This is a genomic window from Affinirhizobium straminoryzae (assembly GCF_007004135.1).
In the GTDB taxonomy this organism is placed as follows: domain Bacteria; phylum Pseudomonadota; class Alphaproteobacteria; order Rhizobiales; family Rhizobiaceae; genus Neorhizobium; species Neorhizobium straminoryzae.
In genome coordinates this window covers 41,848-66,397 of sequence record NZ_VJMG01000076.1, presented here as the reverse complement: position 1 = coordinate 66,397, position 24,550 = coordinate 41,848, and the positions used below count along the sequence as shown (strand labels likewise).

At 61.6% G+C, this 24,550-nt stretch carries 24 protein-coding genes; 8 read left to right on the top strand and 16 right to left on the bottom strand.

The annotated features are described in order from the left end of the window. Positions 1-109: 109 nt before the first annotated feature. The gene (locus FNA46_RS22320; RefSeq protein WP_143127424.1) at positions 110-751 is read right to left on the bottom strand and encodes a GntR family transcriptional regulator; all 642 of its coding nucleotides are present in this window, start codon (positions 749-751) and stop codon (positions 110-112) included. A 116-nt stretch (positions 752-867) separates the two neighbouring features. On the opposite strand from FNA46_RS22320, the gene FNA46_RS22315 reads away from it, so the two are divergent. From FNA46_RS22315 to FNA46_RS22290, 6 genes are all read left to right on the top strand, one after another. Continuing rightward, positions 868-1,548: a GntR family transcriptional regulator gene (locus FNA46_RS22315; protein ID WP_143127423.1), complete on the top strand. Its 681-nt coding sequence runs from the start codon at positions 868-870 to the stop codon at positions 1,546-1,548. A gap of 284 nt (positions 1,549-1,832) precedes the next feature. Further along, positions 1,833-3,092, top strand: a complete 1,260-nt coding sequence (locus FNA46_RS22310) for an ABC transporter substrate-binding protein (RefSeq protein WP_143127422.1) — start codon at positions 1,833-1,835, stop codon at positions 3,090-3,092. A 55-nt stretch (positions 3,093-3,147) separates the two neighbouring features. Further along, positions 3,148-4,029: a carbohydrate ABC transporter permease gene (locus FNA46_RS22305; protein WP_143127421.1), complete on the top strand. Its 882-nt coding sequence runs from the start codon at positions 3,148-3,150 to the stop codon at positions 4,027-4,029. 2 nt (positions 4,030-4,031) lie between these two features. Further along, positions 4,032-4,883 carry a carbohydrate ABC transporter permease gene (locus tag FNA46_RS22300; RefSeq protein ID WP_143127427.1) on the top strand — a complete coding sequence of 284 codons (852 nt, stop codon included), beginning with the start codon at positions 4,032-4,034 and terminating at the stop codon, positions 4,881-4,883. Between the two features lie 40 nt (positions 4,884-4,923). After that, positions 4,924-6,063 carry an ABC transporter ATP-binding protein gene (locus FNA46_RS22295; protein ID WP_143127420.1) on the top strand — a complete coding sequence of 380 codons (1,140 nt, stop codon included), beginning with the start codon at positions 4,924-4,926 and terminating at the stop codon, positions 6,061-6,063. 13 nt (positions 6,064-6,076) lie between these two features. Then, positions 6,077-8,215 carry a beta-galactosidase gene (locus FNA46_RS22290; RefSeq protein WP_143127419.1) on the top strand — a complete coding sequence of 713 codons (2,139 nt, stop codon included), beginning with the start codon at positions 6,077-6,079 and terminating at the stop codon, positions 8,213-8,215. A gap of 102 nt (positions 8,216-8,317) precedes the next feature. Here the strand turns inward: FNA46_RS22290 and FNA46_RS22285 are convergent, their stop codons facing one another. From FNA46_RS22285 to FNA46_RS22245, 10 genes are all read right to left on the bottom strand, one after another. Next, positions 8,318-9,478, bottom strand: a complete 1,161-nt coding sequence (locus tag FNA46_RS22285; protein ID WP_246103293.1) for an ROK family transcriptional regulator — start codon at positions 9,476-9,478, stop codon at positions 8,318-8,320. A 74-nt stretch (positions 9,479-9,552) separates the two neighbouring features. Beyond that, positions 9,553-9,717 (bottom strand): hypothetical protein, encoded by a 165-nt coding sequence (locus FNA46_RS26210; RefSeq protein ID WP_185969957.1) that lies wholly within the window; start codon positions 9,715-9,717, stop codon positions 9,553-9,555. Positions 9,718-9,768: 51 nt separating this feature from the next. Then, a complete protein-coding gene (locus tag FNA46_RS22280) occupies positions 9,769-11,208 on the bottom strand; it encodes an amidase (RefSeq protein WP_143127418.1) in 1,440 nt (479 codons plus the stop codon). 66 nt (positions 11,209-11,274) lie between these two features. Continuing rightward, positions 11,275-12,498 (bottom strand): MFS transporter, encoded by a 1,224-nt coding sequence (locus FNA46_RS22275; RefSeq protein ID WP_143127417.1) that lies wholly within the window; start codon positions 12,496-12,498, stop codon positions 11,275-11,277. Between the two features lie 10 nt (positions 12,499-12,508). Beyond that, the gene (locus tag FNA46_RS22270; protein ID WP_143127416.1) at positions 12,509-13,450 is read right to left on the bottom strand and encodes a SphA family protein; all 942 of its coding nucleotides are present in this window, start codon (positions 13,448-13,450) and stop codon (positions 12,509-12,511) included. Positions 13,451-13,513: 63 nt separating this feature from the next. Next, positions 13,514-14,542, bottom strand: a complete 1,029-nt coding sequence (locus FNA46_RS22265) for a helix-turn-helix domain-containing protein (RefSeq protein ID WP_143127415.1) — start codon at positions 14,540-14,542, stop codon at positions 13,514-13,516. 171 nt (positions 14,543-14,713) lie between these two features. Continuing rightward, entirely contained in the window at positions 14,714-15,439 is a 726-nt protein-coding gene (locus FNA46_RS22260) for an ABC transporter ATP-binding protein (protein ID WP_143127414.1), read from the bottom strand. After that, positions 15,436-17,196 (bottom strand): branched-chain amino acid ABC transporter ATP-binding protein/permease, encoded by a 1,761-nt coding sequence (locus tag FNA46_RS22255; RefSeq protein WP_143127413.1) that lies wholly within the window; start codon positions 17,194-17,196, stop codon positions 15,436-15,438. Before FNA46_RS22255 ends, FNA46_RS22260 begins: the two co-directional genes overlap by 4 nt. 1 nt (position 17,197) lies before the next feature. Next, positions 17,198-18,253, bottom strand: coding sequence for a branched-chain amino acid ABC transporter permease (locus FNA46_RS22250; RefSeq protein ID WP_143127412.1), 1,056 nt, complete (start codon positions 18,251-18,253; stop codon positions 17,198-17,200). Between the two features lie 93 nt (positions 18,254-18,346). Continuing rightward, positions 18,347-19,534: an ABC transporter substrate-binding protein gene (locus tag FNA46_RS22245; protein ID WP_425468794.1), complete on the bottom strand. Its 1,188-nt coding sequence runs from the start codon at positions 19,532-19,534 to the stop codon at positions 18,347-18,349. On the opposite strand from FNA46_RS22245, the gene FNA46_RS26205 reads away from it, so the two are divergent. Then, a complete protein-coding gene (locus FNA46_RS26205; protein WP_185969958.1) occupies positions 19,508-19,771 on the top strand; it encodes a hypothetical protein in 264 nt (87 codons plus the stop codon). The genes FNA46_RS22245 and FNA46_RS26205 overlap by 27 nt on opposite strands. 313 nt (positions 19,772-20,084) lie before the next feature. Then, positions 20,085-20,507 (top strand): MarR family winged helix-turn-helix transcriptional regulator, encoded by a 423-nt coding sequence (locus FNA46_RS22240; RefSeq protein ID WP_210245913.1) that lies wholly within the window; start codon positions 20,085-20,087, stop codon positions 20,505-20,507. 14 nt (positions 20,508-20,521) lie between these two features. Here FNA46_RS22240 and FNA46_RS22235 read toward each other — a convergent pair whose 3' ends face one another. The 5 genes from FNA46_RS22235 to FNA46_RS22215 are packed head-to-tail and all read right to left on the bottom strand — an operon-like array spanning position 20,522 to position 24,542. Further along, positions 20,522-21,034, bottom strand: a complete 513-nt coding sequence (locus tag FNA46_RS22235; protein ID WP_143127409.1) for a flavin reductase — start codon at positions 21,032-21,034, stop codon at positions 20,522-20,524. 2 nt (positions 21,035-21,036) lie between these two features. Further along, positions 21,037-22,005, bottom strand: a complete 969-nt coding sequence (locus tag FNA46_RS22230) for a PDR/VanB family oxidoreductase (RefSeq protein WP_143127408.1) — start codon at positions 22,003-22,005, stop codon at positions 21,037-21,039. Between the two features lie 10 nt (positions 22,006-22,015). Beyond that, on the bottom strand, positions 22,016-22,777 hold the full coding sequence (locus FNA46_RS22225; protein WP_143127407.1) for an SDR family NAD(P)-dependent oxidoreductase: 762 nt from the start codon (positions 22,775-22,777) through the stop codon (positions 22,016-22,018). Then, entirely contained in the window at positions 22,777-23,271 is a 495-nt protein-coding gene (locus tag FNA46_RS22220; RefSeq protein WP_143127406.1) for an aromatic-ring-hydroxylating dioxygenase subunit beta, read from the bottom strand. The genes FNA46_RS22225 and FNA46_RS22220 overlap by 1 nt, the downstream gene beginning before the upstream one ends. Continuing rightward, on the bottom strand, positions 23,268-24,542 hold the full coding sequence (locus FNA46_RS22215) for an aromatic ring-hydroxylating oxygenase subunit alpha (RefSeq protein ID WP_143127405.1): 1,275 nt from the start codon (positions 24,540-24,542) through the stop codon (positions 23,268-23,270). The genes FNA46_RS22220 and FNA46_RS22215 overlap by 4 nt, the downstream gene beginning before the upstream one ends. Positions 24,543-24,550: the final 8 nt, after the last annotated feature.

The following is a 24,550-nucleotide window of genomic DNA, read 5'->3' as shown; positions in this document are numbered from 1 at the left end:
ATTCAATTGGTATACCAATTACATACACAAATAGCCGAGCCTCCGCAAGCCCCTCCTTCGAGCCTGACGCATGAACCCAGACGAGCCGGAATGCAGACCCTTGCGGGCCCTAGTAGGAGGCGAGCACGTTCTGCCGCGCCTGTTCCAGATGCAGCGTCATCGCCGCGCGCGCCGCCTCGGCGTTTCGCGCCTTCAGCGCCTCAAGGATAGACTGGTGGTCGGACAGGCCCGGCTTCCGCTGGGCAAGCTTGCGCTGGCGTTCGAAGATCGTCGTGTAGCGCCGCATCTGTACGATGGTATCGGCCAGAAAAGGATTGCCGCTCGCCTCGCCGACGCCCTGATGAAGCGCATGGTCGAAGGACCAGACGAAGGCGGGGTCCGGATCGGGATCGGCGGCAATCGCATCGAGCATGGCCTGAAGATCGGCGATGCGGGCGTCGTCGATGTGTTCGCAGGCCTGGGCGGCCGCACTCGGCTCGATCAGCAGGCGCATCGCCATGCTGCTCAGATAGTCGGCAAGGGTGATGATCCGCACCGTCAGCACGCCCTTGGCATTGCGCACCAGAAGCCCCTGCCCTTCCAGGCGGCCCAGCGCATCGCGCATTGGCGAGCGGGACACGCCGAGCCGGTCCGCCAGCCGCCGCTCCTGCACGACGGAGCCGCCAGCGAGTTTGGTCGAGAGGATCTCGTCCAGAAGCGTGCGGTAGGTTTCGTCGGCCAGACTCTTGTCTGTGCCCCGGCTCTCATCCATAGGTCGCGGCTCCCCGTCCATCGTCATGGTGCCTGCCATGGACGGAGGCAAAGGGCAAGAAAAGGTCATCGCGCCCAGACGCGAAACATTGAATAATCCATGGCGGGAGCACAGACATGACACAGCCAGACACAGACATCGAGACCGACAGACCCGCGCGGGCCAGCCACAAGCTTGCCGCCCAGGCCTATAATGCCGTGTCGGAAATGATCCGTCATCGCCGGCTCGGCGGCGGCCATGTCATCGTGGAGGCGCGGTTGGCCGAAACGCTCGGCATTTCCCGCACGCCGCTGCGCGAGGCGCTGCAGCGGCTGGAGGGCGAAGGCCTGGTGCACAAGGGAGACGGGCGCAATTACGTGGTGCGCCATGTGGATATCGGCGAATACATCCAGAGCCTGAAGCTCCGGCTGCTGATCGAGCCGCAGGCGGCGGTGGAGGCCATGGACAGCATTCCCGGCCGCAAGCTGATCGAGGTGCGCCGCGAAATCGACGAGTTGATGGGCGCCACGATCTATCACACCGATGCCCACTGGTTCTCGGACGACCACCTGCACAACCTGATCATCGATTACTGCGGCAATGAGGTGATGGCCAAGGTGCTGCGCAACCTGCGCGCCACCACGCGCCTGTTCGAAATCGGCCGGCTGAAGGACCGGCTGACCCCGGATTCGACCGAGCACCTGCTGATCATCGACGCCCTGCAGCGCAAGGACGCCGAAGCTGGCCGCAAGGCCGTTGCCGCCCATATCGAAAGCCTGATCGCCTTCGCCAGAAGGCATATCAAGATGAACGAGTGATCGTCTTGCCCATCCAGCCGCGCGGACGCGTCAGCCAAACCCGGCGGCCATCGGCGCTTGCCTCGGCCTGACGGTGTCGCACATCAAGGATTAGGGCAATGGACTCACAGACGGCGCGCTGCCCCGCGTCGCCAACGCACGACAATCTGCGAGTTCTGGCAGTCGCACCGCCACCGCATTATGAGGAAGAAGTTTTTTTATTTATTAAATTAATATTTGACAGCGCTGACCGTTTCTGATGTTTTTCCGGCGCCAGGATGAGGTTCCTGGCGGAGGAGAGACCCATGACCATCGACAGAATTTCCCTGCGCCCCACCCGCCGCGCCTTCATGGGCGGCATGGGTGCTGCGGCATCGACCGCCCTGTTTGCGCCGGCCATTGCGCAATCGCGCCAGCTCACCATCATCTCCAACCGTGGCAATGCCGACCAGCGCAAGGCGGTGGAAAACATCGCGGCAGACTTCGGCAAAGCCGCCGGCGTCAGCGTCACCGTCAACAATATGGACCACGAGGCGCACAAGACCGCCATCCGCAACTATCTCGTCGCAAGCCCGCCGGACATCTGCTTCTGGTTTTCGGGACAGCGCATGCGCTCCTTCGTCGAAAAGAACCTGTTCGAGGATATTTCCGACCTGATCGCCAAGGAAAACTGGGCCGGCCCTATGGGCACTTCGATCGGCGCGGTCACGGTCAACGGCAAACAGTATGGCCTGCCCACTGGCGGCATTCTCTGGGGCCTGTTCTACCGTCAGGATACGTTCGATCAGTTCGGCCTGAAGGCACCGGAAACATTCGAAGACTTCTTCACGCTGGCCGCGCAGTCCAAGAAGGCAGGGCTCACGCCGATGTCCATCGGCACCAAGGACATGTGGACGGCCGGCGGCTGGTTCGATCACATGAACCTGCGCATCAATGGTCTCGACCATCACATGGACCTGATGGCCGGCAAGATCAAATATACCGACGCATCGCTGAAGGAGGTCTTCGATCTCTGGGAGCGTCTGGTCAAGGCCGACTTCTTCTCCGCCAACCACACATCCTATGCCTGGGATCCGGCCGCCGCTGCCGTGGTGCAGAAGAAGGCCGCGATGATCGATCTCGGCAACTTTATCAAATACGCCTTCCCGGCCGACGATCTGGCGCAGGTGCGTTTCAAGCCCTTTCCGAGCATCAGGCCGGGTGTGGCCCAGTATGAGGATTTCTCGGTGGATTCCATCCACATTCCCTCGGGCGCCAGGAACAAGGAGGCTGCAAAGGAATTCCTCGCCTATTTCTACAAGCCGGAAAATCTGGGGGCCTATCTCGCGCCGGAGGGCAATATGCCGGCCCGCAGCGATTGCCCTGTCGGCAATGATCCCATCCTGAAGATGGCCGCCGAGAGCATGAAGACGATCAAGGGAACCGCGCAGTATTTCGACCGCGATACCGATCCCGACCTCGCTCAGGCCGGCATGAAGGGTTTTCAGGAATTCATGGTCCGGCCCGAACGGCGCGAGCAGATCCTCGGCCAGATCGAACGCACACGCGCCCGCATCTACGGCTGAGGCCGATGCGGTTTACGGGAGGCGACACGCCTCCCGTCTTCGAGGAGAGTTTTCCATGACCATCTGGTGGCGGCGCCATCGCAACTGGCTCACGCCGGCGCTTCTTCTGGCGCCCGGCCTTTTTCTGTTTCTCGTGGTGATCATCTGGTCGTCGCTCGAAACCTTCTGGATTTCGTTCTTCGACTGGGACGGCATGGGAGTAAAGACCTGGGTCGGGCTCGCCAACTATCGCGAGCTTCTGGATGATCCCCAGTTCTATGTGTCGCTGAAGAACAATCTCATCTGGCTTTTGATGTTCCTGCTGGCGCCGCCGGCCGGGCTCGCCATCGCCTTTCTGGTCAACCAGAAGATTGCCGGCATGCGCGTGATGAAGTCGCTGTTCTTCATGCCGCTGGTGCTGGCAACCGTCACCGTCGGCGTCATCTTCACCTGGTTCTACGACCCGACCTTCGGGCTGCTCGCCCTTCTTTTCCGGGCCTTTGGCGCAGAGGCGCCGGCGCTGTTGTCCAACGAACACCTGGTCACCTTCGCCGTCGTTGCCTCCGCGCTGTGGCCGCAGATCGCCTTCTGCATGGTGCTGTTTCTCGCTGGGCTCAACAATCTGGACGAGGAACTGATCGGTGCGGGCCGCGTCGATGGCGCCCGGGGTCTGGCGATGCTCTGGCATGTGGTGCTGCCGCAACTGACACAGGTGGCCTTCATCGCGGTGGCTATCACCATTGTCGGCGCGCTTCGCTCGTTTGATGCCATTTCCGTAATGACGGCCGGCGGTCCCTTCGGTTCATCCACGACGCTTGCCTACCAGATGTACGAGCAGTCGCTGTTCTCCTATCGCTTCGGCTATGGCGCGGCCATCGCCACCATCCTCTTCCTCATCATGGCGGTGTTCATCGCCTGGTATCTCCGCGGCCTCATCCGGGCCGAAAAAGGAGCGTGACCATGTATCCCCGCGCCATCCCCGAAAATCGCCCGCTGTCGCGCTTCGCCTATGGGCTGCTGGTGGCCCTTGTTCTGGCCCTCTGGTTGCTGCCGCTGTTTGCGGTGATCATGACCTCCTTCCGGTCGTTCGACGACGTGATGGCCGGAAACTACTGGGGCTGGCCCTCGAAGATCCAGGTTTTCGAGAACTATGCCGCCGTGTTCCAGCAATCGAAGATGCTGGACTATTTCCTCAACAGCCTGATCATCACCATTCCCTCGACGATTGCGGTGCTCGTCCTGTCGACGATGACGGGCTTCGTGCTGTCGCGCTATCCCTTCCCCGGCGCCATGGTGATCTTTGCGCTGTTCGTCGGCGGAAACTTCCTGCCGCAACAGATCATGATGATACCGATCCGCGACCTGATGGTGGCGACCGGTCTCTATGACACGTTCTGGGCGCTGATCCTCTTCCATGTCGCCTTCCAGACGGGCTTTGCCACGCTCTTCATGCGCAACTTCATCGCGGCGCTGCCATCCGAACTGTTCCAGGCGGCGCGCGCGGAAGGTGCCTCTCCCTGGCAGACGCTGATCCACATCGTGGCACCCCTGGTAAGGCCGGCACTCGCGGCGCTCGCCATCCTCGTCTTCACCTTCATCTGGAACGATTATTTCTGGGCCGTCGTCCTGACCCAATCGGACGCGGTGAAGCCGGTCACGGCGGGCTTGTCCAATCTGCGCGGCGAGTGGGTGTCGCAGTGGAACATCGTGTCTGCCGCAACCATCCTCGTCGCCGTGCCGCCGGTGCTGATGTTCTTCCTGATGCAGAAACACTTCATCTCCGGCCTCACCATGGGAGCGGTCAAAGGATGACCGCGCGCCCCATCAACAGCATCACAGGGAGCGATACCCCATGAACAGCGTCGAACTCATCGGGCTGGACAAGCATTACGGGCAATACCATGCCCTGAAATCCCTCGACCTCACCATCGAAAAGGGGGAATTCATCGTCATGGTCGGCCCTTCGGGCTGCGGCAAGTCCACGTTGCTGAAGACCATTGCCGGCCTTGAAACGGTGGACACCGGCAAGATCACCATCGGCGGCAAGGACGTTACCAGGGCCGAGCCCGGGGATCGCGGCATCGCCATGGTGTTCCAGTCTTACGCGCTCTATCCGCACATGACGGTTGCCGAAAACATGGGCTTCGGCCTGCGCATGGCCAGGCGGCCGAAGGCGGAGATCGATGTCGCCGTCCGCCGCGCCGCCGACATCCTGCGGATCACCGAGCAACTCGACAAACTGCCGAAACAGCTGTCGGGCGGACAGAGACAGCGCGTCGCAATCGGCCGCGCCATCACCCGCTCTCCGGATGTCTTCCTGTTCGACGAGCCGCTGTCCAATCTCGATGCCGCGCTGCGCACGCAGATGCGCGTCGAACTGTCCACGCTGCATGCCGAGCTTGGCTCGACCATGATCTACGTGACGCATGACCAGGTCGAGGCCATGACCATGGCCAGCCGCATCGTCGTGCTCAACAAGGGCGCCATCGAACAGGTCGGCAGCCCGCTCGCGCTTTATGCCAACCCCGTCAACCGGTTCGTCGCGGGCTTTCTCGGCGCGCCCCGCATGAACTTCATCGAAGGGACCACCACCGAGGTCGGCACCGACGACGCACTGGTTCAGCTCGCGGGCCTTGCCCCGCTGCGGATCGCGCTTCGTCAGGGCGCGACAGTGAAGACCGGCGATCCGGTAACCGTCGGCATTCGACCCGAGGCTTTTGCCGTTGGCGGCAGCAAGCCGGCTTCCTGTCCGGCAAGGGTGCGCCTGGTCGAAAATCTCGGTCGGGAAACGGTGGTCTATGCCGACGCCTCGCCGCTTGTCACCAGCGGCTCGGACACCGGCACGCGCAATGTGACGATCCAGCTCGGCAGCGCCGTGGCCGTTGCGCCCAACAGCGAGATCACCATCGGCTTCGATCCAGCGGACGCCTATCTGTTCGGCTCCGACGGAGCCACGCTCACCCCGGCCAAGCCCGAAATTCAATCCCGATAATCCGGAGCAGATCATGAAACGCAGACCGCCCGCGCCCCTCTCCGTCTGGCGCACCCTCAACCTTGACGATTTTCTTCTCGGCGTTCCGCATTATCCGGAACATGTGGACGAAAGCTACTGGCGCCGCGACGCCGAGCGCATGCGCGATGCAGGCTTCAACGTGGTGCGCATGGGCGAATTCGCCTGGCACCTCTGGGAGCCCTACGAGGGCAAGTTCGATTTCGACCTGTTCGATCGCGCCATCGATATCCTGGCCGACTGCGGCATCAAGACCATTCTGTGCACGCCGACGGCAACGCCGCCGCGCTGGCTGACGATGAACTATCCCGAAGTGCTGCGCGTCGATCGTAACGGACGCCGCGCCTCGCATGGCTCCCGCCAGCATGCCGACACGACCAGCCCCGTGCTGCGCGAACACAGCCGGCGTATCACCCGCGCGCTGGCCGAGCATTATCGGGACAATCCGCATGTGGTGGGCTGGCAGACCGACAACGAGCTGAACACCACGGTTTCAGAATCCTATTCCGAGTCCTGTGCGCTCGCCTTCCGCAACTATCTGCGCCACCGGTACCAGACGATCGACAAGCTCAACTTTGCCTGGGGCGGCGATTTCTGGGCAACGGCCTACGACAATTTCGATCAGGTGGTGCTGCCGCTGCCGATGGCACCATCCTATCTGAGCCCGGGCCATGTGCAGGATTATCATCGCTTCCTGGCGCAGGCCACGGCGGCCTTCCAGCACGATCAGGTGCGGATCCTGCGCGAAACGAACGAGGCGTGGTTCATCTTCCACAATCTCGGCAATCTCGCCGATATCGATTTCCGTGGCGAATTTGGCCAGGATCTCGATTTCATCGGCTTTGACATCTATCCGATGCTCTATGACGAGTTCCGCCGCACCGGCGGCCATGCGGCGACGCAGGCGCTTCAACTCGACATCTGCCGCAGCTATGCCGGCAACTTCATCGTGCCGGAACAGGCCTCCGGCCTCGGCAGCCAACCGTCCTTCACCACCATGACACCGGAACCCGGCGAGATGCGCCGCATGGCGCTGTCATCGGTGGCGCGCGGTGCGGATGGCCTGATGTTCTTCCGCTGGCGGCCGGCCCATTTCGGCGCGGAAATCTACTGGATGGGCCTCATCGACCACGACGACGTGCCGCGCCGCCGCTACGCTGAAGCCAAGCAGTTCGCCGGAGACATCTCCCGGATCAAGGACCAGTTGCTCGGCACGTCGGTTGCCATGGATGTCGGCATCGCCGGTGGCGATTTCGACAATCAGGAGGCGCACAAGACCTATCCGATCGGCCTGCCCTCCCCGATGGACGACGCGGCACTTCTGCACCGCCATTGTTACAAGGCGGGCATTGCCTGCGGCTTCATCCATCCTGAAGACGATCTGAGCCGCCTGAAGGTGTTTTACATTCCCCATTGGGTGATGTGGGATCAGGCCTGGACACCGAAGGTGCGCGCTTTCGTCGAGAATGGCGGCACGCTGATCGTCGGCGCCATGACTGGAACGCGGGACGCCAACAACCACATCCTCCGCGAACTGGCGCCCGGCAGCGCGCTTGCCGATCTCTGCGGCGTGCGCGTCGAGGAATTCGGACGGCTGACGGCAAAGGATGGAGCCGGTCTCTTCCAGCGCTTCCCCATCGATCAGGGCCTTTTCATTCCGCCGAACCTCCTGCCTTCGTCTTCTGCCGGGCGGAAATACAGCCTGGAGATCGGCGGCCGCGAGATCGAAGCCGAACATCTCTACGAATTGCTGGAAACCGGCAGTGACGTTGAAGCGCTTGCCACCTGGAAGGCCTGGTTCGCGAAAGGCCGCCCCGCCATTACCAGCCGCCGTGTCGGCAAGGGCCGCGTCGTCTATCTCGCAACGTATCTTGGCGAGGAACTGGTCGAGGCCCTGACGCAAACGGTGCTCGCCGATGCCGGTGTCGAGCCCCTGATCCGGGATCTGCCGGAGGGCGTGGAAGTGACGCTCAGGCAGGCCGAAGACCGCAAGCTGCTGTTCGTGCTGAACGTGACGGACACGCCACGCCAGATCGTGAACCTGCCTGCGTCCATTGATCTCCTGACCGGCCAACGGGTCGATGGATCTCTGGAGCTTGCGGAATATGGAGCGGCGGTCCTGTCCTACGCTTGAGTTCGGTTACGCCACCGGAACGGTGCGCAAGCGCAATCATTCCGACTGTGTTCCCGCGGCGGGGCTTCGGCTCCGCCGCGTTTTTCAGTGACAGAAGATGGATCAACCGCCGGTGGCCATTTCGAAATTGAAGAGACCCTGAATGGCCAGCGCCGCAGCACCCGCAGCCCAGAAGTGCTCGCGTTCATCGGGGATCACCGCCGGCGGGCGGCTATAGCAGTAGCGTTCAAGCGATTTGCGCATGGGATCGAACAGAAGATCCCCGAACGTCACCGCCTCGCCGCCGACCACCACCACCTCGGGATCGGTGGAATTGATGACATTTGCCAGATGGACGCCGATATCCTCGCCCGCGCGTTGCAGCAGCGTGCGGGCAAGGTCGTCCCCCTGCAGGGCGGCCTCCTTCATGCTGTAGCGATCAAGCTCGGAACCGAGCCCCTTTCCACGTCGCCAGGAGTCGACGATCGCTGGCACAGAATGAAAGGTCTGCAGACAGCCGATCCGACCACATTCACACATTGGTCCCTCCAGCCGGTGCGTGACGTGGCCAAGCTTGCCGGCATGGCCATGCGCCCCGCGCAGGACGACGCCATTGGCAACCGTCGCGCACCCGATCCCGACGCCCACGGCGAGTGCGAGAAAAACCGAGTGCTGGCTTCCGAGACCGAACAGATGCTGTGCCAGTGCAAAGGCCAGCGTGTCATCTTCCATCCAGACCGGCGCACTGATCCTCTCTCTCAGCAAGCCCGCGAATGGAACATTCCTCCAGCCGAAACGATTGCTGGAGACGCAGACGCCTGCTGCCATGTCGATCGTGCCAGGCATTGAAAAGCCAACGCCTGTCAGTTTTCCGGCCTGCTCCGGCACGGTGCGCAAGAGCCTCCCGATCGCCGCTTCTGCCGCCGAGAGCACCGTCTGCGGCGACGGACTGTCAAAGGAGACGGACAGAGAGGAAATGACGGCCGTCGAAAGATCCGTCAGCACGCAGTCGAGCGAACCCAGGTTCATTTTGACCCCGATTGCCAGACTCCCGCGATAATTGATCGACAGCGGTACGGGTCTGCGCCCTCCCCCGCCCGGCGCGGTCTCACCTTCGATGAGGTAGCCTTCGGCCAGAAGATCGGTGACCACGAATGTCACGGCGGCCGGGCTCAAGCCTGTTGCCGCGGCCAGATCGGCCCGGCTCAGGGCACCCTCCTTGCGGATCAGGTTGAGGATGAGCCGGCGGTTCATCGCCCGGGTCGTTCTCTGGTCGATTTTCAAGAATGCTACCTACACCCGTGCCCAAACCAGCCTGCGGCCTGCTTTCCGGGTTATGGGCAAGGTTCGATCGAGCGTCAATCCGTTCCACCATCCGGATTGCCCGCAACATGAAAAGGCATTCTGACCTTGCAATGCCCCTGTTGCAAAACGCCGGCCTTCCGACATGTCGTGATCGCCCGATGCACCTCGCAGCCGCCGAAGGGGCTGCCCGGAAGAGATGGATCGATATCGGCCGGCACGCTGATCCTCCTGTCAGGAGGATCAGCGCATCACACCATTCGGACATTATGTCAAAGGGCGTTCAATGGCGGAATCCGGTGCTCCCACGGCGACGCCTGTTCGAGTTGGGCAGCCAGCGCAAACAAAAGCGGTTCTGCGCCGAAGGTCGCTGCAAATTGCGATCCGATCGGCAGGCCTTCCCTGTTCCAGTGCAAGGGCACCGACATGGCAGGCTGCCCGGTGGCGTTGAACAGCGCGGTAAACGGTGAGAAAGAGTGGAACCTATCAATGACGGTAGCGATCGTATCCTCATCCTTGATGGCGAAGTCGCCGATCTTTGCCGGTGGACGCGCCATGGTCGGCGTCAGGAGAACATCGTAACGCTGGAAGAGATGCGCCATGCGTCGACCGAATGCATGGATATAGTCGACGGCTGCCGCATACTCCGCACCGCTGAGATGTCCCTTGTCGCGCAAGATGACGCGATGGCGGGCTTCCAGCGCCTGCTCGTCCATAGGATGGCCCGCAATGCGGCCGAGGAAGTTCATCAGGCTTCGGGTTTGAGAGCCGATGATGGTGAAGACGTGATCGTAGAAGTCGAGCCCCTCGACCGGCAATGCCGTCTCCTCGACCTGGTGGCCAAGCGCTTCACACAGTTTCGCGGTTTTGTGAACGGCTTCGATGCAATCATCATGGCTCTGCCAGGGCGCCATGTGGGAAACAAGGCCGATGCGAAGGGCTTTCGGTGGTGCGCCGGTGGCCGCAGACAGAAGCGTCTGGGCATGATGCGGCGCGGCATAGGGGGCGCCGAGATCGGCGCCGGCCAGTTGATCGAGCGCAGCGGCGCTGTCGCGCACGGAGATGCTGATAACATGACTTGTGCTCATGCCGGCCCATCCCTCTCCAACGGCCGGCCCCATCGGCGTCAGGCCCCTGGACGGCTTCAGGCCGAACACGCCGCAGGCGGAGGCCGGCACCCGCAAGGAGCCGCCGCCATCATTGCCATGGGCAACAGGAAGTACCCGGGCGGCCACCATCGCGGCTGCCGCCCCGCTCGATCCGCCACAGATGTGCTCTATCGACCAGGGATTGCGACTGGCGCCGAACAGACGTGATTCGGTAGAGTACGAGCTGCCGAATTCCGGGGAGGTCGTGGTGCCGAAGATCGTGAAGCCCGCGCGGCGGAAACGCGTGACCAGTTCCGAGTCGAAGGGCATGACATTGTCCTTCAGCAGAAGCGATCCGTTGGTCATCCGCGCGCCCTTCACAGGCGTGAACAGATCTTTGGTCAGCAATGGTACGCCCGCAAAGGGACCGGAAGCCTTATCGGATTGGGCGTGGTTCTCCGCCGTTTCATAAAGCCTTTCGGCGATTGCGTTCAGCTGGGGGTTAACCCTTTCGACCTTCGCAATCGCATCCGAGAGCGCTTCGCCCGGGGTGAGTGTGCCCTTGCGGATCTGAGCCGCAAGCTCAAGACCGTCAACAGTCGTCTTGGTGGCTGAAACATTCATCGAGGAGTGCCTTTCAGTGTCTGTGCAAGAGTGGCGCCATGTCGGACGCCGCCTGAAAAATGCGGTTCAGCCATTCCCTGTCTGCGCAGGCTCGCGGCTTTTCGAGGCGCCGACGAACAGCCAGGCCAAAGCCATCAGCGCCGTGACCACTCCCCAGATCACAATGGCGGCTGCAAGACCTGCCGGAATGCCGCCAAACGGTGCGGCAATGGCCGCGACAATCAGGGGGCTGGCGAACTGGCCGAGGTAAAGGCACGAGGTAAAGCCGCCGATGCCGCGGGCACGCAAGCCTGCGGGCAGTTTCATGAGAAGCGGGAGCGATGCATTCGAAACAAGGAAGCCTGCGCCAAATCCCTGCAGGACCATGGCAACCAGAACAACCGGGTAGGACGGCGCAAGCGACAGGACGAACAGGCCGCAAGCCATGAACCACAGCAGACATGCGTTGACACGAGCAACGCCGATCCGATCCCGGAAGAATGGCCACGCAATGGAGCCAAGCAGCGTGCTGAGAATGGCAAGGCCCGCCGCAGCGCCGATCAATGACGTGGATGTCACGCCAAGGCCAACCAGCACCGTGGGCGTCTGGACGGTCACGACGAAGCAGGTGACCATGCCTGCAAAGATCAGGAAATAGGAGCCGGCAATGGTTGATGCGATCTTCTGCTGTGGACGTTTTGGCGCAGAAGCTTCCTCACCGCGCCGATCAGGCTCCCAAAGCCAGGCGATAACAGCGGGTATGATCAGCAGCGGCGCCAGATAGAGGAAGAACGGCGTACGCCACGATCCCTCTCCGGCAATGCCGCCGATGACGAAGAACAAGGCTCCGACAACACCGATCGTGATCACCTGGCGGTTGATGTACCGCATGCGGTCAGCCGGCGCCCAGTAATCGGCGATCAGCGTTGTGCAGCAAGTCATGATGATCGCTTCGGCACAGCCGAACAGCAGGCGCGACAGCACGATGAGCTTGATATCTCCGATCACGGCCGGCAGCGCGCCAAACAGCGCGTAGAGAAGACAACCGATCAACAGCATCCTTTTTCGACCGAGAACATCGGCCAGCACGCCGGCGATCGGCGCGAAGAGGGCGATTGCAAGGGCCGGAGCTGCGACGATCAATGGGATGAGATCGACGGAACCCGGATCCGTCGCTGCAAACTCGGCTGTGATCTTCGGAAGCATGGGCGCGATCATGACCGAGCCCATGATCGTCAAACTGCTTGCGAACTGGATGATCAGTCCCTGCTTCGAACCGGCGGATCGCGTGATGGACGTCACGTGGCTCATGGTGACCCCCTCAGAAGCTCATGGCCAGACGAAGGGCCACGTTGTAGCCTTCGGCGCGGTTTTCGGCTCCAAACTCCTTGTAGGCATGCAGCGTGACAAGCGGCAGGCCGGGTTTGAAGTAGCTGATGGCAGGCCCGGCTGCAAAGACGCGCGCCCGGTTCCCGTCGCCCGCACCCGGCCCCTTGTCATCGCTGATCTGCTGGTAAGCGTAACCACCGACGCCGAGGGTCCAGGCATCGATGTGCTGGCCGACGGCAAATTCCTGCTTGTACTCGATGCCGCTGCGATAGTTGGTGTCGGTGTTGGTCGTGTTGAAGTTCAGGTTGGCCTGCGTCGAGATCTCGAAGCCGGTGTCCGAAATGTAGGTGGCCCCGATGACAGGCGTGAAGGTCCAGTGGTTGACGCCGGTGTTGAACGCATTGGAGGTGCTGTAGGAGCCGGTTGGCATCTGGATCTGCAGGCCTGCCGTTATGAAAAGGTTCGGCGGGGTATCCCATGCGAGGAGGAGTGGCATGATCTGGGCGTCGCCCAGCCCAAAATCATCCCCGGAAAGTTCGAGCGGACCGCCGGGTGTCGGTACGTTCAGCCGACCACTGATGTTCATCAAAGGCAGAACGCCACCGAAGCCGAGCCGTGCGCCGAACAGCTGCAGGTCTGTCATGTAGAAATAGGCGAGAGCGACGGTTTCCACATCGAGATGGAAGTCATTCGGGATCTCACGCCCAGATCCGTCCCGGAGGGACGACGCCGAGTAATAGGTGCTTCTGATCCCGAAAGTCCCGTATGGCGAGCTGGGTGGCAGCATGCCGGCACCAAAATCGGTCACGCCCATCGGGGTGATCGTTCCGCCCTGCTCAACCGCACCGGCAGGTGTCGAAAGCAGCATTGCGACGGAAAGAGCTGAAAATGCAAAGGCGGTCGTGCGCCTGCGCGCAGTCTGAGTGTCAAACATCAATGTTCCCCAGGTTTCTAATCGAACCAATTGGGGAATTGTAAAAACGCAAATGGCGTCGCGTTATCCGTTTTGGGAAGCGTCTTGCGTTTTGCTGCGCCCGACCAGGCTCTCGCCAGGGCGCAGCGTTTCGGACGGCAGTTCTGCGAACATCTCCCGGTAATCGGCAGCAAACCGGCTCAGATGCCAAAAGCCCCATTGTGCGGCGATGTCGCCGATCACGACGTGCCGGTTCTCGCGTCGGGACCGGATCAGGGCCTTGCGAACCATATTCAGCCGTTCCGCCCGGATGAACTCCGTGGCCGGCAGCCCAACCGAATTGTTGAAGCAGGTTTGCAGGTGGCGACGACTGATCCCGAGATGAGCGGCAACCTCCGATACGGTCGGCAATTCGCTGATGTCGCGAAACATCAATCGGCGTGCCTTGTCGATCGTGAGCTTGTTGTTGGTATCGCTGACCGCTTCGATCTTGCGTGCAGATGTGATCACCGTGAGGAGAATGTCGGTCACGAAATCCCGTGCTGATGATTCTACAGAGCCTTTATGCGGCGGTCGTGTACCGTTCGGAGTGGACAGCAACTGCGAAAACAGGCTGGCAAAGGCCGGTGCCTGGCTATGCCACATGGCGATCGACGCGTAGGCACGGATATAGCCCGCCAGCCTTTCATGTCCGCGCTGTCCGAGCTGATCTGCAAGCCATTGGCGGTCAATTGCGATATAGACCAGGTCAAGGGTGTGGGGGGTGAGAATTTCGGGCAGAAATTGGCCATCGACCATGAGACTGATTTCGGGATCGACCTCATGCCCGGAAAGCCAGCCATTGCCCTCTGCGTTGAGAACAAAGCTCAGGACAAGGGAGCCCGGCCAGCTCAGGCCCCGTTTCAGAAGCGTCTTGTCCGTCCGCTCATGAAAGATCTGGATGGTGTCCAGTTGCGTCATGGACAGCGAGTAGGTGATCCTGCCTGGCGACATCTGCAGAAGGTCCATGTTCCAGCCCGGCATGACGAGCATGGCGTCATCGATTGAATTCACCTTGTGTGCGGAAAACTGCTGCCGTTGGGAGTCGGCACGGATATCAAAAGCAGATGCCACCTTTCATGCCTCCCAGTTGTTGCAGCCATGCGAGCGCCTTCTTTTCCCATGTTCCACAGTATTTTCTTCTGGCGCTCGATATGTGCGACCGACAGGACACCTTGCCGGGCGCTTTCGCATTTCCGGCAGCCGCCTTTAAGCGCTGCCGGACTCATGATACGCGATTGCAGCCTATTCGACACCGCCGCCCAGATAGGTTGCCACGACCCGAGGGTCAGCCGCCATGCCTGATGCCGGACCTTCCAGCACAAACTCGCCGGTATCCATGACATAGGCATAATCGGCGACATCCAGTGCCGCGCGCGCGTTCTGTTCCACAAGCAGGATCGACACGCCCTGGTCACGCAATGCACGGACGCGCATCAGGACATCGCGCACGATGGTCGGTGCCAGGCCGAGACTGGGCTCGTCAAGCAGCAGCAGGCGCGGTTGTGCCATCAGTGCCCGACCGATGGCGAGCATCTGTCGCTCGCCGCCGGACAGGGTTTGCGCCAGCTGTGTCTGTCGCTCCGCCAGACGTGGAAATTGCTCGAAGACGCTGTCGAGACTTTTCCTGACGAAAGCCTTGTCTCTGCGTCGGACAAAGGCGCCAAGCAGAAGATTGTCGATGACCGGCATGTCGCCGAACAGCGCACGCTGTTCGGGCACAAGGCAGAAGCCCTGCTCCACCCGGTCTTCGACGGTCATCCGCAAGAGGTCCTGCCCGCGGTAACTAGCCCGCCCGCCGGATGGCAGCAGACCGGCTGCAGCGGAGAGAAGCGTCGTCTTGCCAGCGCCGTTCGCCCCGATGACGGTGATGATCTGCCCCTCCTCCAGCCGAAGGTGGATCCCGCGAACCGCCTCCACCTTTCCGTAGGATACGCGGAGGTCGTTCAGTTCCAGCAAGACGCTGCTCATGCGAGACCTCCGAGATAGGCTTCCTGGACGGCGGGATCCTTGCGAATGGTGGCTGGATCACCTTCCCGCAACTTCTGTCCGAACACCATGACGACGATCCGGTCGACGAGATTCATCACGAAGTCCATGTCGTGTTCGACGATGAGAATGGTCAGGCCATCCTGCCGCAGCTTGCGAAGGAGGGTGGCGAGCGCGTCCTTCTCTTTCTTGCGGAGGCCGGCTGCCGGCTCATCGAGGATCAACAGCACCGGATCAAGGGCCAGCGCGCGTGCAATTTCGAGCACGCGCTGCTGGCCGAGCGGGAGGTCGCCAGCCAGATCATGGGCACGGTCGGCAAGGCCAACCTGCCCGAGCCGCAACAAGGCTTCGTGACGGGCGCGTTCCTCTTCCAGTCGGTCGAGCCTGAGACCGCCCTTGATGTAGCCCGCGCCGGTTCGCAGATAGGTGCCGCTGACCACATTGTCGAGCAGTGTCATGCCTGGCCGCAACTTCACATGCTGGAAGGTGCGCGCGCAGCCGAGTCTGGCGATTTCGCGCTGTGAAAGACGGCTGGCGTCCTTGCCAAGAAACCGTACGGTGCCGCTGCTGACGGCGAGCGTTCCCGTGATCAGGTTGAACATCGTGCTTTTACCGGCGCCATTGGGGCCGATCAGTCCGACGATTTCGCCGGCCCTGACATCGAAACTCACCTTATTGACGGCAATAAGCCCACCAAAGCGGCGCTCGACGGCTTCGACCTCCAGCACCGGCTCTCCGCGGGGCGGCAATTGCCGTGTGGGCAGGCCGCCGACATTTGCCTTGACGGTGCGGGGCGTGCTTCTGACACGCTTGAGAACCATCGGCATGAAGCCACCTGCGGCAAAGCGCAAGATCAGAAGCAGCATCAGGGCGAAGGCGACCTGTTCAAGCTGCGCCGGATTATCCGTCAGATGCGGCAGGAAATCCTGAAGCCAGTTTTTGATCAGTACGATCAAGCCGGAGCCCACGGTCGCACCGGCAACCTGCGATGCACCGCCGGTCATCGCCATCAGCAGATATTCGATGGAAATCTTCACATCAAAGGGTGCCGGACTGATGAAACGCGTCATATGCGCGTAGAGCCAGCCCGCCAGACCTGAAAAGATGCCGGCGATGAGAAAGACGCGCAGACGTGTGCCGAAGGTGTCCATGCCGACGCTGCCCATCAGATGAGCCCCGCCGCGCAGGAGACGCAGGGCCCGGCCCTCGCGGGAATCCAGCAGGTTCAGACTAAAGAGCGTTGCCAGAAGCACGACGACCCAGATGAGATAATACATCGCGATCTGGGACATGAATGACACCGGTCCGAGCGTGATCGGCGGAATGTTCAAGAGGCCGCTGTGGCGACCGAGCGGCTCGAGGTTGCCGAACAGGTAGTAGATCGAGAGCCCCCAAGCAATCGTCGAGAGTGGCAGGAAATGCCCGCCGAGCCTGAGAGTGATCGCTCCGATGGCCAATGCACTGACAGCGGTGAGCGCGAGGGCAAAAACAAGGCCGAGCCAGGGCGACCAGCCGAGCGCTGTTGTCAGCCAGCCCGTGGTATAGGCGGCAATACCCACAAAGGCTGCCTGGCCAAATGACATCATGCCACCTATGCCGGTCAGGAGGACGAGGCCCAGCACCACGAGCGAACTGACGCCCACATGGCTCATGAGCGTGACGAGGAAAGGCGAGCCGACAACAGGCAGAGCCAGCAGAACAACCACCACGATGAGGGAGAGCAGACGTGCACTGATCATGTCAGGCAAACTCCTCTATTTCTTCGTCACCGTCGCGGTGGACACTGAACGACCGCCAGATCAGTACGGGAATGACCGCGCTGAAGATGATGATTTCCTTGTAATCGCTGGCAAGGAACGAGGCCCAGCTCTCCAGCACGCCGACGAAGACCGAACCGATGGCAGTGATGGGGTAGCTCGCCATCCCGCCGATAATCGCCCCGACAGAGGCTTTGAGCCCGATCATGAAGCCGGAATCGTAATACATGGTCGTCACGGGTGCGATCAGGATCCCGACAATTGCGGCAAGTCCCGAAGCGATCAGGTATGCCATGGTGGCTGCCCTCTCCGGGCGGATGCCCACGAGACGCGCGCCGACCCGGTTCGAGGCCGTTGCCCGCAGCGCCTTGCCGGTCATGGAACGCCCGAAGAACAGATAGAAGACGAGGCTCAGCAGCAGTGCCACGATCATCATCAGCAACTGCTGGGCAGGGATCACGACGCTATCGGACAGTGAAATGATACCGTCCAGGATTGGCGTCGTACGAACCCCCTCCGGTCCGAACGCGATCAGGCCGATACCGGCGATCAGGTAATGCGCCGCGATGGCAACGATGAAGAGGATCAGAGTGGAGGACGCCGCCAGGGGCCGGAGCATCAGCCGGTCGATCAGCACGCCCATGGGCAGGATCAGGGCCATGGTGGTTAAAATCCGGAGCACTTCAGGCACGTCCTGTCTGGCGATTGCCAGTCCGATGCCGCAGGGAATGAGCGGCAGGACACCATAGAGCAAAAGGGCTCTCGGTATGCGTCTGGTCGCACCGTTGCGCAGCAGCGTGCTGCATTCGGCCAGACAGGCAAGACCGGCCATGGCGGCAACCAGCCAGATCGAGCCGGGAACCGTGCGGCCCTGGAAGGCAGCAAGCGTCAGCGCCGCAAAGGCTGCGATGTCGCCGGAGGGAATGAAGATGACGCGTGTGACGGAAAAGACGAGCACGAAGCCCAATCCCGCGAGCAGATAGATCGCCCCGGTCGACAGCCCGTCGACCAGCAAAATGAGAATAATGTCCAGAGACATCCTGATACTCCTGAACATGATGGCAGACGATCCCGGCCAGGGATCGGTGAAATGCGGTGGGCATTTTCCGCCCACCGCCTCTGCATCCATGCTTCAGGACATCAGTTGCCAGTCCCCCTTTTCCAGTTTGACGAGAACCCGCGATCGTTCGTCATTGCCGTAACGGGAGCCGGGCTTGAAATTGTAGACGCCGTGCGAGCCGACGACGTCGTGCGCGTTGGTCAGCGCATCCCGTAACGCCAGCTTGAACTGCGCTGTTCCGGGTTCAGCCGTCTTGATGGCGATTTCGGCGGCCGCCACGAAGAGCACCCAGGCATCGAAGGAATAACCGGAAAAGGCGTTCGGCACGGCATCGGGGACGGTTGCCTTCAAGGCCTTGGCAAATTCCCGAGAGACGGCCTTGGTTGGATTGGAGTCCGGAAGCTGTTCGAAAACGACAACAGGGCCGGTCGATGCGATCAGGCCTTCAACGGCGGCACCGCCAACCTTGACGAAGGCGGGATTGATGATGGCGGGCGTGCCGTAAAACTGTCCCTTGTAACCGCGCTCGCGCAGGGCAAGGTACGGCAGTGCACCGGGCGTTCCCGATCCGCCTGCCATGAAGACGTCCGGTCGCGTCGCGAAAACCTTCAACGCCTGCCCCGTTACCGAAGTGTCGGCGCGCGCGTAACGCTCGTTGGAGGTGACCTTGATGCCCGCTTCGGGGCCGGATTGCATCAACGCATTGTAAACCAGATCGCCCCATGGATCGGCAAAGCCCATATAGCCCACGGACTTCACCCCCGTTTGCTTCATATGTGCAACCGCACCGGCGATCATCAGCGGTGCCGGTTGCGGAACGGTAACGGTCCAGGCTCCGGGTTCACCCTGCGGGTCAGCGTTTGCAATGCAGATCAGTGGCGTCTTGGTTTCGGCACAGACCGTTGCAATGGCGAGGGATCCCGGAGAGCCCGCAGTTCCAATGATCACGTCAACATTGTTCTCCTGGATCAGCTTGCGGGCGTTAACGGCCGCATTGGTAGGATCGGAGGCATCGTCGAGTGCGATCAGCTTGACGGATTTGCCGCCCACCTGGCTCTTGAAGGCAAGCGCGGCCTTCATCCCCTGATCATAGGGGATCCCGAGCGAAGACACCGCTCCAGACATGGAGGTAATAAAGCCGACAACGATTGCGCCATCTGCAGCGCGGGCCCTTGATACGAACCCGCCTGGAAATGCAGACAGTGCAGCAACCGCAGCAACGGCGCCGCCTCCTTGCCGGAGAAACTGCCTGCGGTCCACCGGCTTCGCGTCTCGGGCAAGCAACGACTGGAGAGATTTGAGATTTTTCATGTTCCGTTCCCCAAAGATATGATCGAGATATCGATCGTGGATCTCCGGATGCCGCGAGCCTTGTTCACCCTGTCAGTCATCCGGCAAAGCTTCGCCGTTGGCAGCTTTCGTGCAGAAAAGCGCCATGGCATGGTCTGGCCTTTCGGCCCTATGGGAGAAAATTCACGTGAAAAAGCTACTTTTTGACCTGCGCTTTTTCAAGTATTTTCTGTGTTTCTCGTCGGTTTCTTGTTCAATTTCAAACTTATCCGTCCCTCGCGTCATATCGCGCAATGTCCCTTCCCTTTCGGGAACGTCGATTGCCCGCGAGCGTGCGGCAGTTGCGAATAGTGGAATTTTCCACTATCGGCTTCTGGGTCGACACGGCGCAAAGCAGTCCTCCCGCATCTGCGCCACGCTTGTTCGCAAGACCCAAAAGACCCAACAGTCGCGAGACACCATGTTTGAGAAACCAGCATCCGATGCCGCTGGCCACATCGGCGTAGCAGCAGAAAAGCGAATGAAGAAAGACTGGCCGTTCTACTGGGTTTCCCGTGTGAGTGCGCGCTATTCCCAAGTTCTGGAACGCCGCCTGAAGCCGCTCGATCTCGATGTGGCGCGCTGGCGGGTGCTGATGTCGCTCTACGAGGACGAGCATCTCAGCGTCTCGGAAATCGCCGATTATGCCGTCATCAAGCTGAACACAGTCACCAAGATCGTGCAGCGCATGATTGCCGACGGCCTGGTCGTCACCCGTGTGCGGCCGAGTGACGGGCGAGTGACGGAAGTCTGCCTGACCCCGGAGGGAGACCGGTTGCGGCGCCTTGCCCGCAAGGAGGCGGACCAGGTGTTCGCCGCGTCCTTCGTCAACATCACGCCCGACGAACTGGCGCAGTTGAATGGCCTTCTCGAAAAGGTCTTCCTGCAGCTCGAAGGGGCGTGAGGCGTCATTCATCGTCAGTGTGTTTCCAACGGATGGAAGGCACGGTCGAACCAGACTAGTCCGTGCGCATGTCCTTCTGCCACTTCGGTCGTGTCCACTTCGCAAAAGAACACGCTGTGCGTTCCGCGCGCCTGCCGATCGACGATGCGGCAGTCGAAGGCGACTGCAGCATCTGCAAGAACCGGTGCACCGGTGGCCCTGGTGTACCACTCGGTGGTTGCGAAACGGTCCTCGCCGGTCCATCGGGCGAAGGCACGCGACAGGTCCTGATGCGCCGGGCTCAAGACATTGACGCAGATTGCGCCATTTTCCACGAAGGCATCATGCGAAAAGGCCTTGCGGTTGATGCAGACGAGCAGCGTCGGCGGCTGGTCTGTCACTGAGCAGACGGCCGAGACGGTCAGCCCATGGCGGCCCGCCGGGCCGTCGGTGGTGACGATGTTGACGGCCGCGCCGAGCCGGCTCATGCCGTTGCGAAAGGCGAGCGCTTCCGGAGAAGGGACAGGGGGCATGGCTTCTTGGGTCATGGTCAGACATCCAGTACCAGGGTGGGGGTGGCAGCCCGCGAGCAGCAGGCGCAGATCATCGAGCATTCCTCGCGTTCCTCGTCGGTGAGGAACTTGTCGCGATGGTCGGGTATGCCTTCGAGCACGTCGGTGACGCAGGTGCCGCAGACACCCTCCTCGCACTTCACTTCGATCTTCACGCCGGCGGCCGCGAGCGCCTTGGCGATCGTGTTGCCGGCCTCGACGCGCACTGTGACACCGGAGCGTTTCGCCACGACCTCGAAGCCGCCGCCGGACTGGTCGACATCGGCCGAGAAATATTCGCGGTGAACGTTCGCCCTCGCATGGCCGGCGCTTTCCGCCGTGTTGATCACCCAGTCCATGAAGCCCTGCGGGCCGCAAACGTAGAGATGCGTGCCGGGAGCAGGTTTCGGCAGGTCGCGGGCGAGATCGAGCCGCTGTTCTGCCGGCTGGTCATCGAAATGGAAGACCACCTTGTCGGCCCAGGGGGCGGCGGCAATGAGGTTCTTGAAGGCCGTCACGCCGTGCGATCGTGTGCAGTAATGCAGAACGAAGTCCCGGTTCAGTGCGTGGAGGCGCTGCGCCATGGCGAGCATCGGCGTAATCCCGATGCCGCCGCCGAGAAGGACGGAGGTTTCCGCCGTCTCTTCCAGTGGGAAGTGGTTGCGCGGACCCTCGACGTCGAAGCTGGTGCCGACTTGTGCCAGCTTGTGGACGGCCACGGAACCGCCGCGTGATTTCGGGTCGCGCAACACGCCGATCTCGTAAGCCTCTGACTTTGCCGGATCGGAGCAGAGCGAATACTGCCGCCACAGATCCGTCGACCCATCCTGAAGGTGCAGATCGAGATGCGCGCCGGCTTCGAAGGCCGGAAGCGCAGCGCCCGAGGCTTCGACGAGCCGCAGGCGCAGGATGTTGCCGGGCTCCTCGATGCGCTCGGCGACTTTCAGTTTCAGCGTGTTCGTGCCCATGGCTCTCCCCTCACCGCATGTAGATGCCGCCATTGACGTCCCAGCAGGCGCCATTGACGAAGGATGCTTTCGGCCCGGCCAAGAGCGCCACCAGTTCGGCGACGAAGACCGGATCGCCCAATTGGCCGACCGGGATATTGGCAAGTGCCGCCGCCATCTTGTCTGGCGTGATCACCGAGCGGACCATGGGCGTGTCCATCGGACCGGGGGCGATTGCATTGCAGGTCACGCCGAAGGGGGCGAGATCGCGGGCGAACACTTTTGTCAGCGTCAGGATCGCGCCTTTGGAGGCGGCATAATGCGCGCCTGTCGCCGTGCCGCCGTTCTGGCCAGCGAGCGAGGCCAGATTGACGATGCGGCCATAGCCGCGTTCCTTGAAATGCCGGCCGAAGATCTGGCTGCCGGCAAAGGTACCGCCGGCATTGGTGGCAAGGATGGCGTTGAAATCGGCCGGGTCGATGTCGAGCACCGGCTTGACCGCCGTGCGCGCGGCATTGTTGACCAGCACTTCCACCGAGCCCCAGCGCTCGACGCATTTGTCGAGAACCTCCTGGAAATCGGCAGGTCTTGTGACGTCGAGCGTTGCCGTCAGGGCGGTTTCGCCGGCGAGATCGAGTTCGGAGGTAAGCGATGCCCCCGCATCCGCCTCGATGTCGGTGATCACGACCCGGAAACCTTCGCGGTGGAGGGCGCGTACGATCTCGGCCCCAAGGCCGCGTGCGCCGCCCGTCACCACGGCGGTCTGGATATTTTCGGGAAGCGGGGCCGCCATCAGAACAGATAGCTGAACGAATTCAGCATCCCATCAGAGTTGAGCAGCCGCACCACCTTGGTGCGGATCCTGAAGCCGTCTGCGGAGGCGACGAGCGTGTGCTTCATGTTCGCCGCCCAGACACGCTGGCGGCCGAACTTGTCCTCGACCACATGCTCGGCACTCGAAACCGTGACCGTATCGCCCTCGACGCTGTCAATGACGAAGCGGGATACGGTACGAACGGTCTGTGCCGGCGGGGCCGAGGAGATCGAAAAGCCCTGCTGGAAGCGCTGGATGCGATCGCGCCGCATACGGTCATTGTCGTGGCAGAGGTTGAGCTGGTTGTCGAAATCCTCGCCTTCGCCGATCGGCAGCGTGTAGAAACCTTCCGCCAGCCAGAGCGCCAGCCAGCCATCGTAATCCTTGGCATCAAGCAGGTCGGCCTCGGCCCAGAGGAAGGCGCTGACCTTTTGCAGGAGCGCCAGATCGTCGATCCTGGTCATCATGTTCATAGCGACATCATCCTCTTCCACATCTTGTAGGCGGCGCGCATGCCGGTTTCGGCGCTGATATGGCCGCGCGGGCCGAGCGCGCCGGGCTGTTCGTCGATCAGGCCGCGATTGACGAGGATCGGCAGATCCTCGCCGCCCTTGGTGCCGCGCTGGACGCGCTCCCACACTTCCGCATCATCGGGAGAGCCAAAGCCCATCGGGCCCTGGAAATGCTCGTGCAGGCGCATGCGCATGCGGTTGGCTGCGGCCGGCCCGCCGTCCATGCCGAGCGCGATGTGGCGGATGTCGGTCCGCTCCACATTGACCGGCGTCAGCACGCGGAAGAAGGCGAGCGAGAAGGAGACATTCGGGAAGAGGTTGAGATTGAAGCCCGCCCCGCCGACGGCGCGCACGATCTTCTTGACCTGGTCTTCCGGATAGCCCCCGTTACGCAGTTCCTGCACGAGCGGCAGGAAACGCTCCTCGACCGGATCATCGAGGTGTTCATCGAGATCGATGCGCTCCGGGATCATGACCATGACGGAATGTCCGTTGCCGAGATCCTCGACAAAACCCTTGCCGGTTTCGAGGAACTTGAAGGCCTCTTCCGCGTCGCCGTCGAGCGACTGCATGAAGCTCTTGTGCACGACGGGGAAGTGATAGGCATCCGTGGTGTTTTCGAGTTGCACCTTCCAGTTCATCGGCACGGTGAACTGATGTTCGCCGAGAACCTTGACCGGGAAACCGCCGCCCTGCTTCATGAAGAGGTCGATGTATCGGCGCACTTCCGGGCCGAGGAAGTCGACCAGCGGCTCGACATCATCGTTGAAGGTCGCGAAGATCATGCCGTTGTAGGTTTCTGTGCGCAGCTTCTTCAGGCCATGTGCACCCTTGTCGAAATCCTCGCCATACTGCTCCGGATAGGGCAGGCCGCGCAGCGAGCCATCAAGACCGTAGCCCCAGCCGTGATAGGGGCACTGGAAGGAGGAAGTTTTGCCCTTCTTCACCTCGCAGACGGTGGCGGCGCGGTGGCGACACCGGTTGACGAGGACGTTCACCTCGCCCTTGCGATCACGCACGACGATGACGGGTTCCAGCCCGACATTCGACAGCTTGAACGAGCCCTTGTCGGCGAGTTCGCTGTCATGGGCGACCCAGACCCAGGTACGCTTGAAGATGCGTTCCATCTCTTCGTTGAAGAGGTCAGCATCCTCGTACATCGAAGTCGCCACCCTTGCGTCGGGCGTATAGAGCGCGTCGAGATCGTTGAATTTTTCATGAGCCTGCAACATGGCTGCTC

Bases quoted from the DNA above. Each gene is read 5' to 3' on its own strand.
- FNA46_RS22320 (WP_143127424.1), bottom strand. From the start codon at position 751: ATGGATGAGAGCCGGGGCACAGACAAGAGTCTGGCCGACGAAACCTAC.
- FNA46_RS22315 (WP_143127423.1), top strand. From the start codon at position 868: ATGACACAGCCAGACACAGACATCGAGACCGACAGACCCGCGCGGGCC.
- FNA46_RS22310 (WP_143127422.1), top strand. From the start codon at position 1,833: ATGACCATCGACAGAATTTCCCTGCGCCCCACCCGCCGCGCCTTCATG.
- FNA46_RS22305 (WP_143127421.1), top strand. From the start codon at position 3,148: ATGACCATCTGGTGGCGGCGCCATCGCAACTGGCTCACGCCGGCGCTT.
- FNA46_RS22300 (WP_143127427.1), top strand. From the start codon at position 4,032: ATGTATCCCCGCGCCATCCCCGAAAATCGCCCGCTGTCGCGCTTCGCC.
- FNA46_RS22295 (WP_143127420.1), top strand. From the start codon at position 4,924: ATGAACAGCGTCGAACTCATCGGGCTGGACAAGCATTACGGGCAATAC.
- FNA46_RS22290 (WP_143127419.1), top strand. From the start codon at position 6,077: ATGAAACGCAGACCGCCCGCGCCCCTCTCCGTCTGGCGCACCCTCAAC.
- FNA46_RS22280 (WP_143127418.1), bottom strand. From the start codon at position 11,208: ATGAATGTTTCAGCCACCAAGACGACTGTTGACGGTCTTGAGCTTGCG.
- FNA46_RS22275 (WP_143127417.1), bottom strand. From the start codon at position 12,498: ATGAGCCACGTGACGTCCATCACGCGATCCGCCGGTTCGAAGCAGGGA.
- FNA46_RS22270 (WP_143127416.1), bottom strand. From the start codon at position 13,450: ATGTTTGACACTCAGACTGCGCGCAGGCGCACGACCGCCTTTGCATTT.
- FNA46_RS22260 (WP_143127414.1), bottom strand. From the start codon at position 15,439: ATGAGCAGCGTCTTGCTGGAACTGAACGACCTCCGCGTATCCTACGGA.
- FNA46_RS22255 (WP_143127413.1), bottom strand. From the start codon at position 17,196: ATGATCAGTGCACGTCTGCTCTCCCTCATCGTGGTGGTTGTTCTGCTG.
- FNA46_RS22250 (WP_143127412.1), bottom strand. From the start codon at position 18,253: ATGTCTCTGGACATTATTCTCATTTTGCTGGTCGACGGGCTGTCGACC.
- FNA46_RS22240 (WP_210245913.1), top strand. From the start codon at position 20,085: ATGAAGAAAGACTGGCCGTTCTACTGGGTTTCCCGTGTGAGTGCGCGC.
- FNA46_RS22235 (WP_143127409.1), bottom strand. From the start codon at position 21,034: ATGACCCAAGAAGCCATGCCCCCTGTCCCTTCTCCGGAAGCGCTCGCC.
- FNA46_RS22230 (WP_143127408.1), bottom strand. From the start codon at position 22,005: ATGGGCACGAACACGCTGAAACTGAAAGTCGCCGAGCGCATCGAGGAG.
- FNA46_RS22225 (WP_143127407.1), bottom strand. From the start codon at position 22,777: ATGGCGGCCCCGCTTCCCGAAAATATCCAGACCGCCGTGGTGACGGGC.
- FNA46_RS22220 (WP_143127406.1), bottom strand. From the start codon at position 23,271: ATGAACATGATGACCAGGATCGACGATCTGGCGCTCCTGCAAAAGGTC.
- FNA46_RS22215 (WP_143127405.1), bottom strand. From the start codon at position 24,542: ATGTTGCAGGCTCATGAAAAATTCAACGATCTCGACGCGCTCTATACG.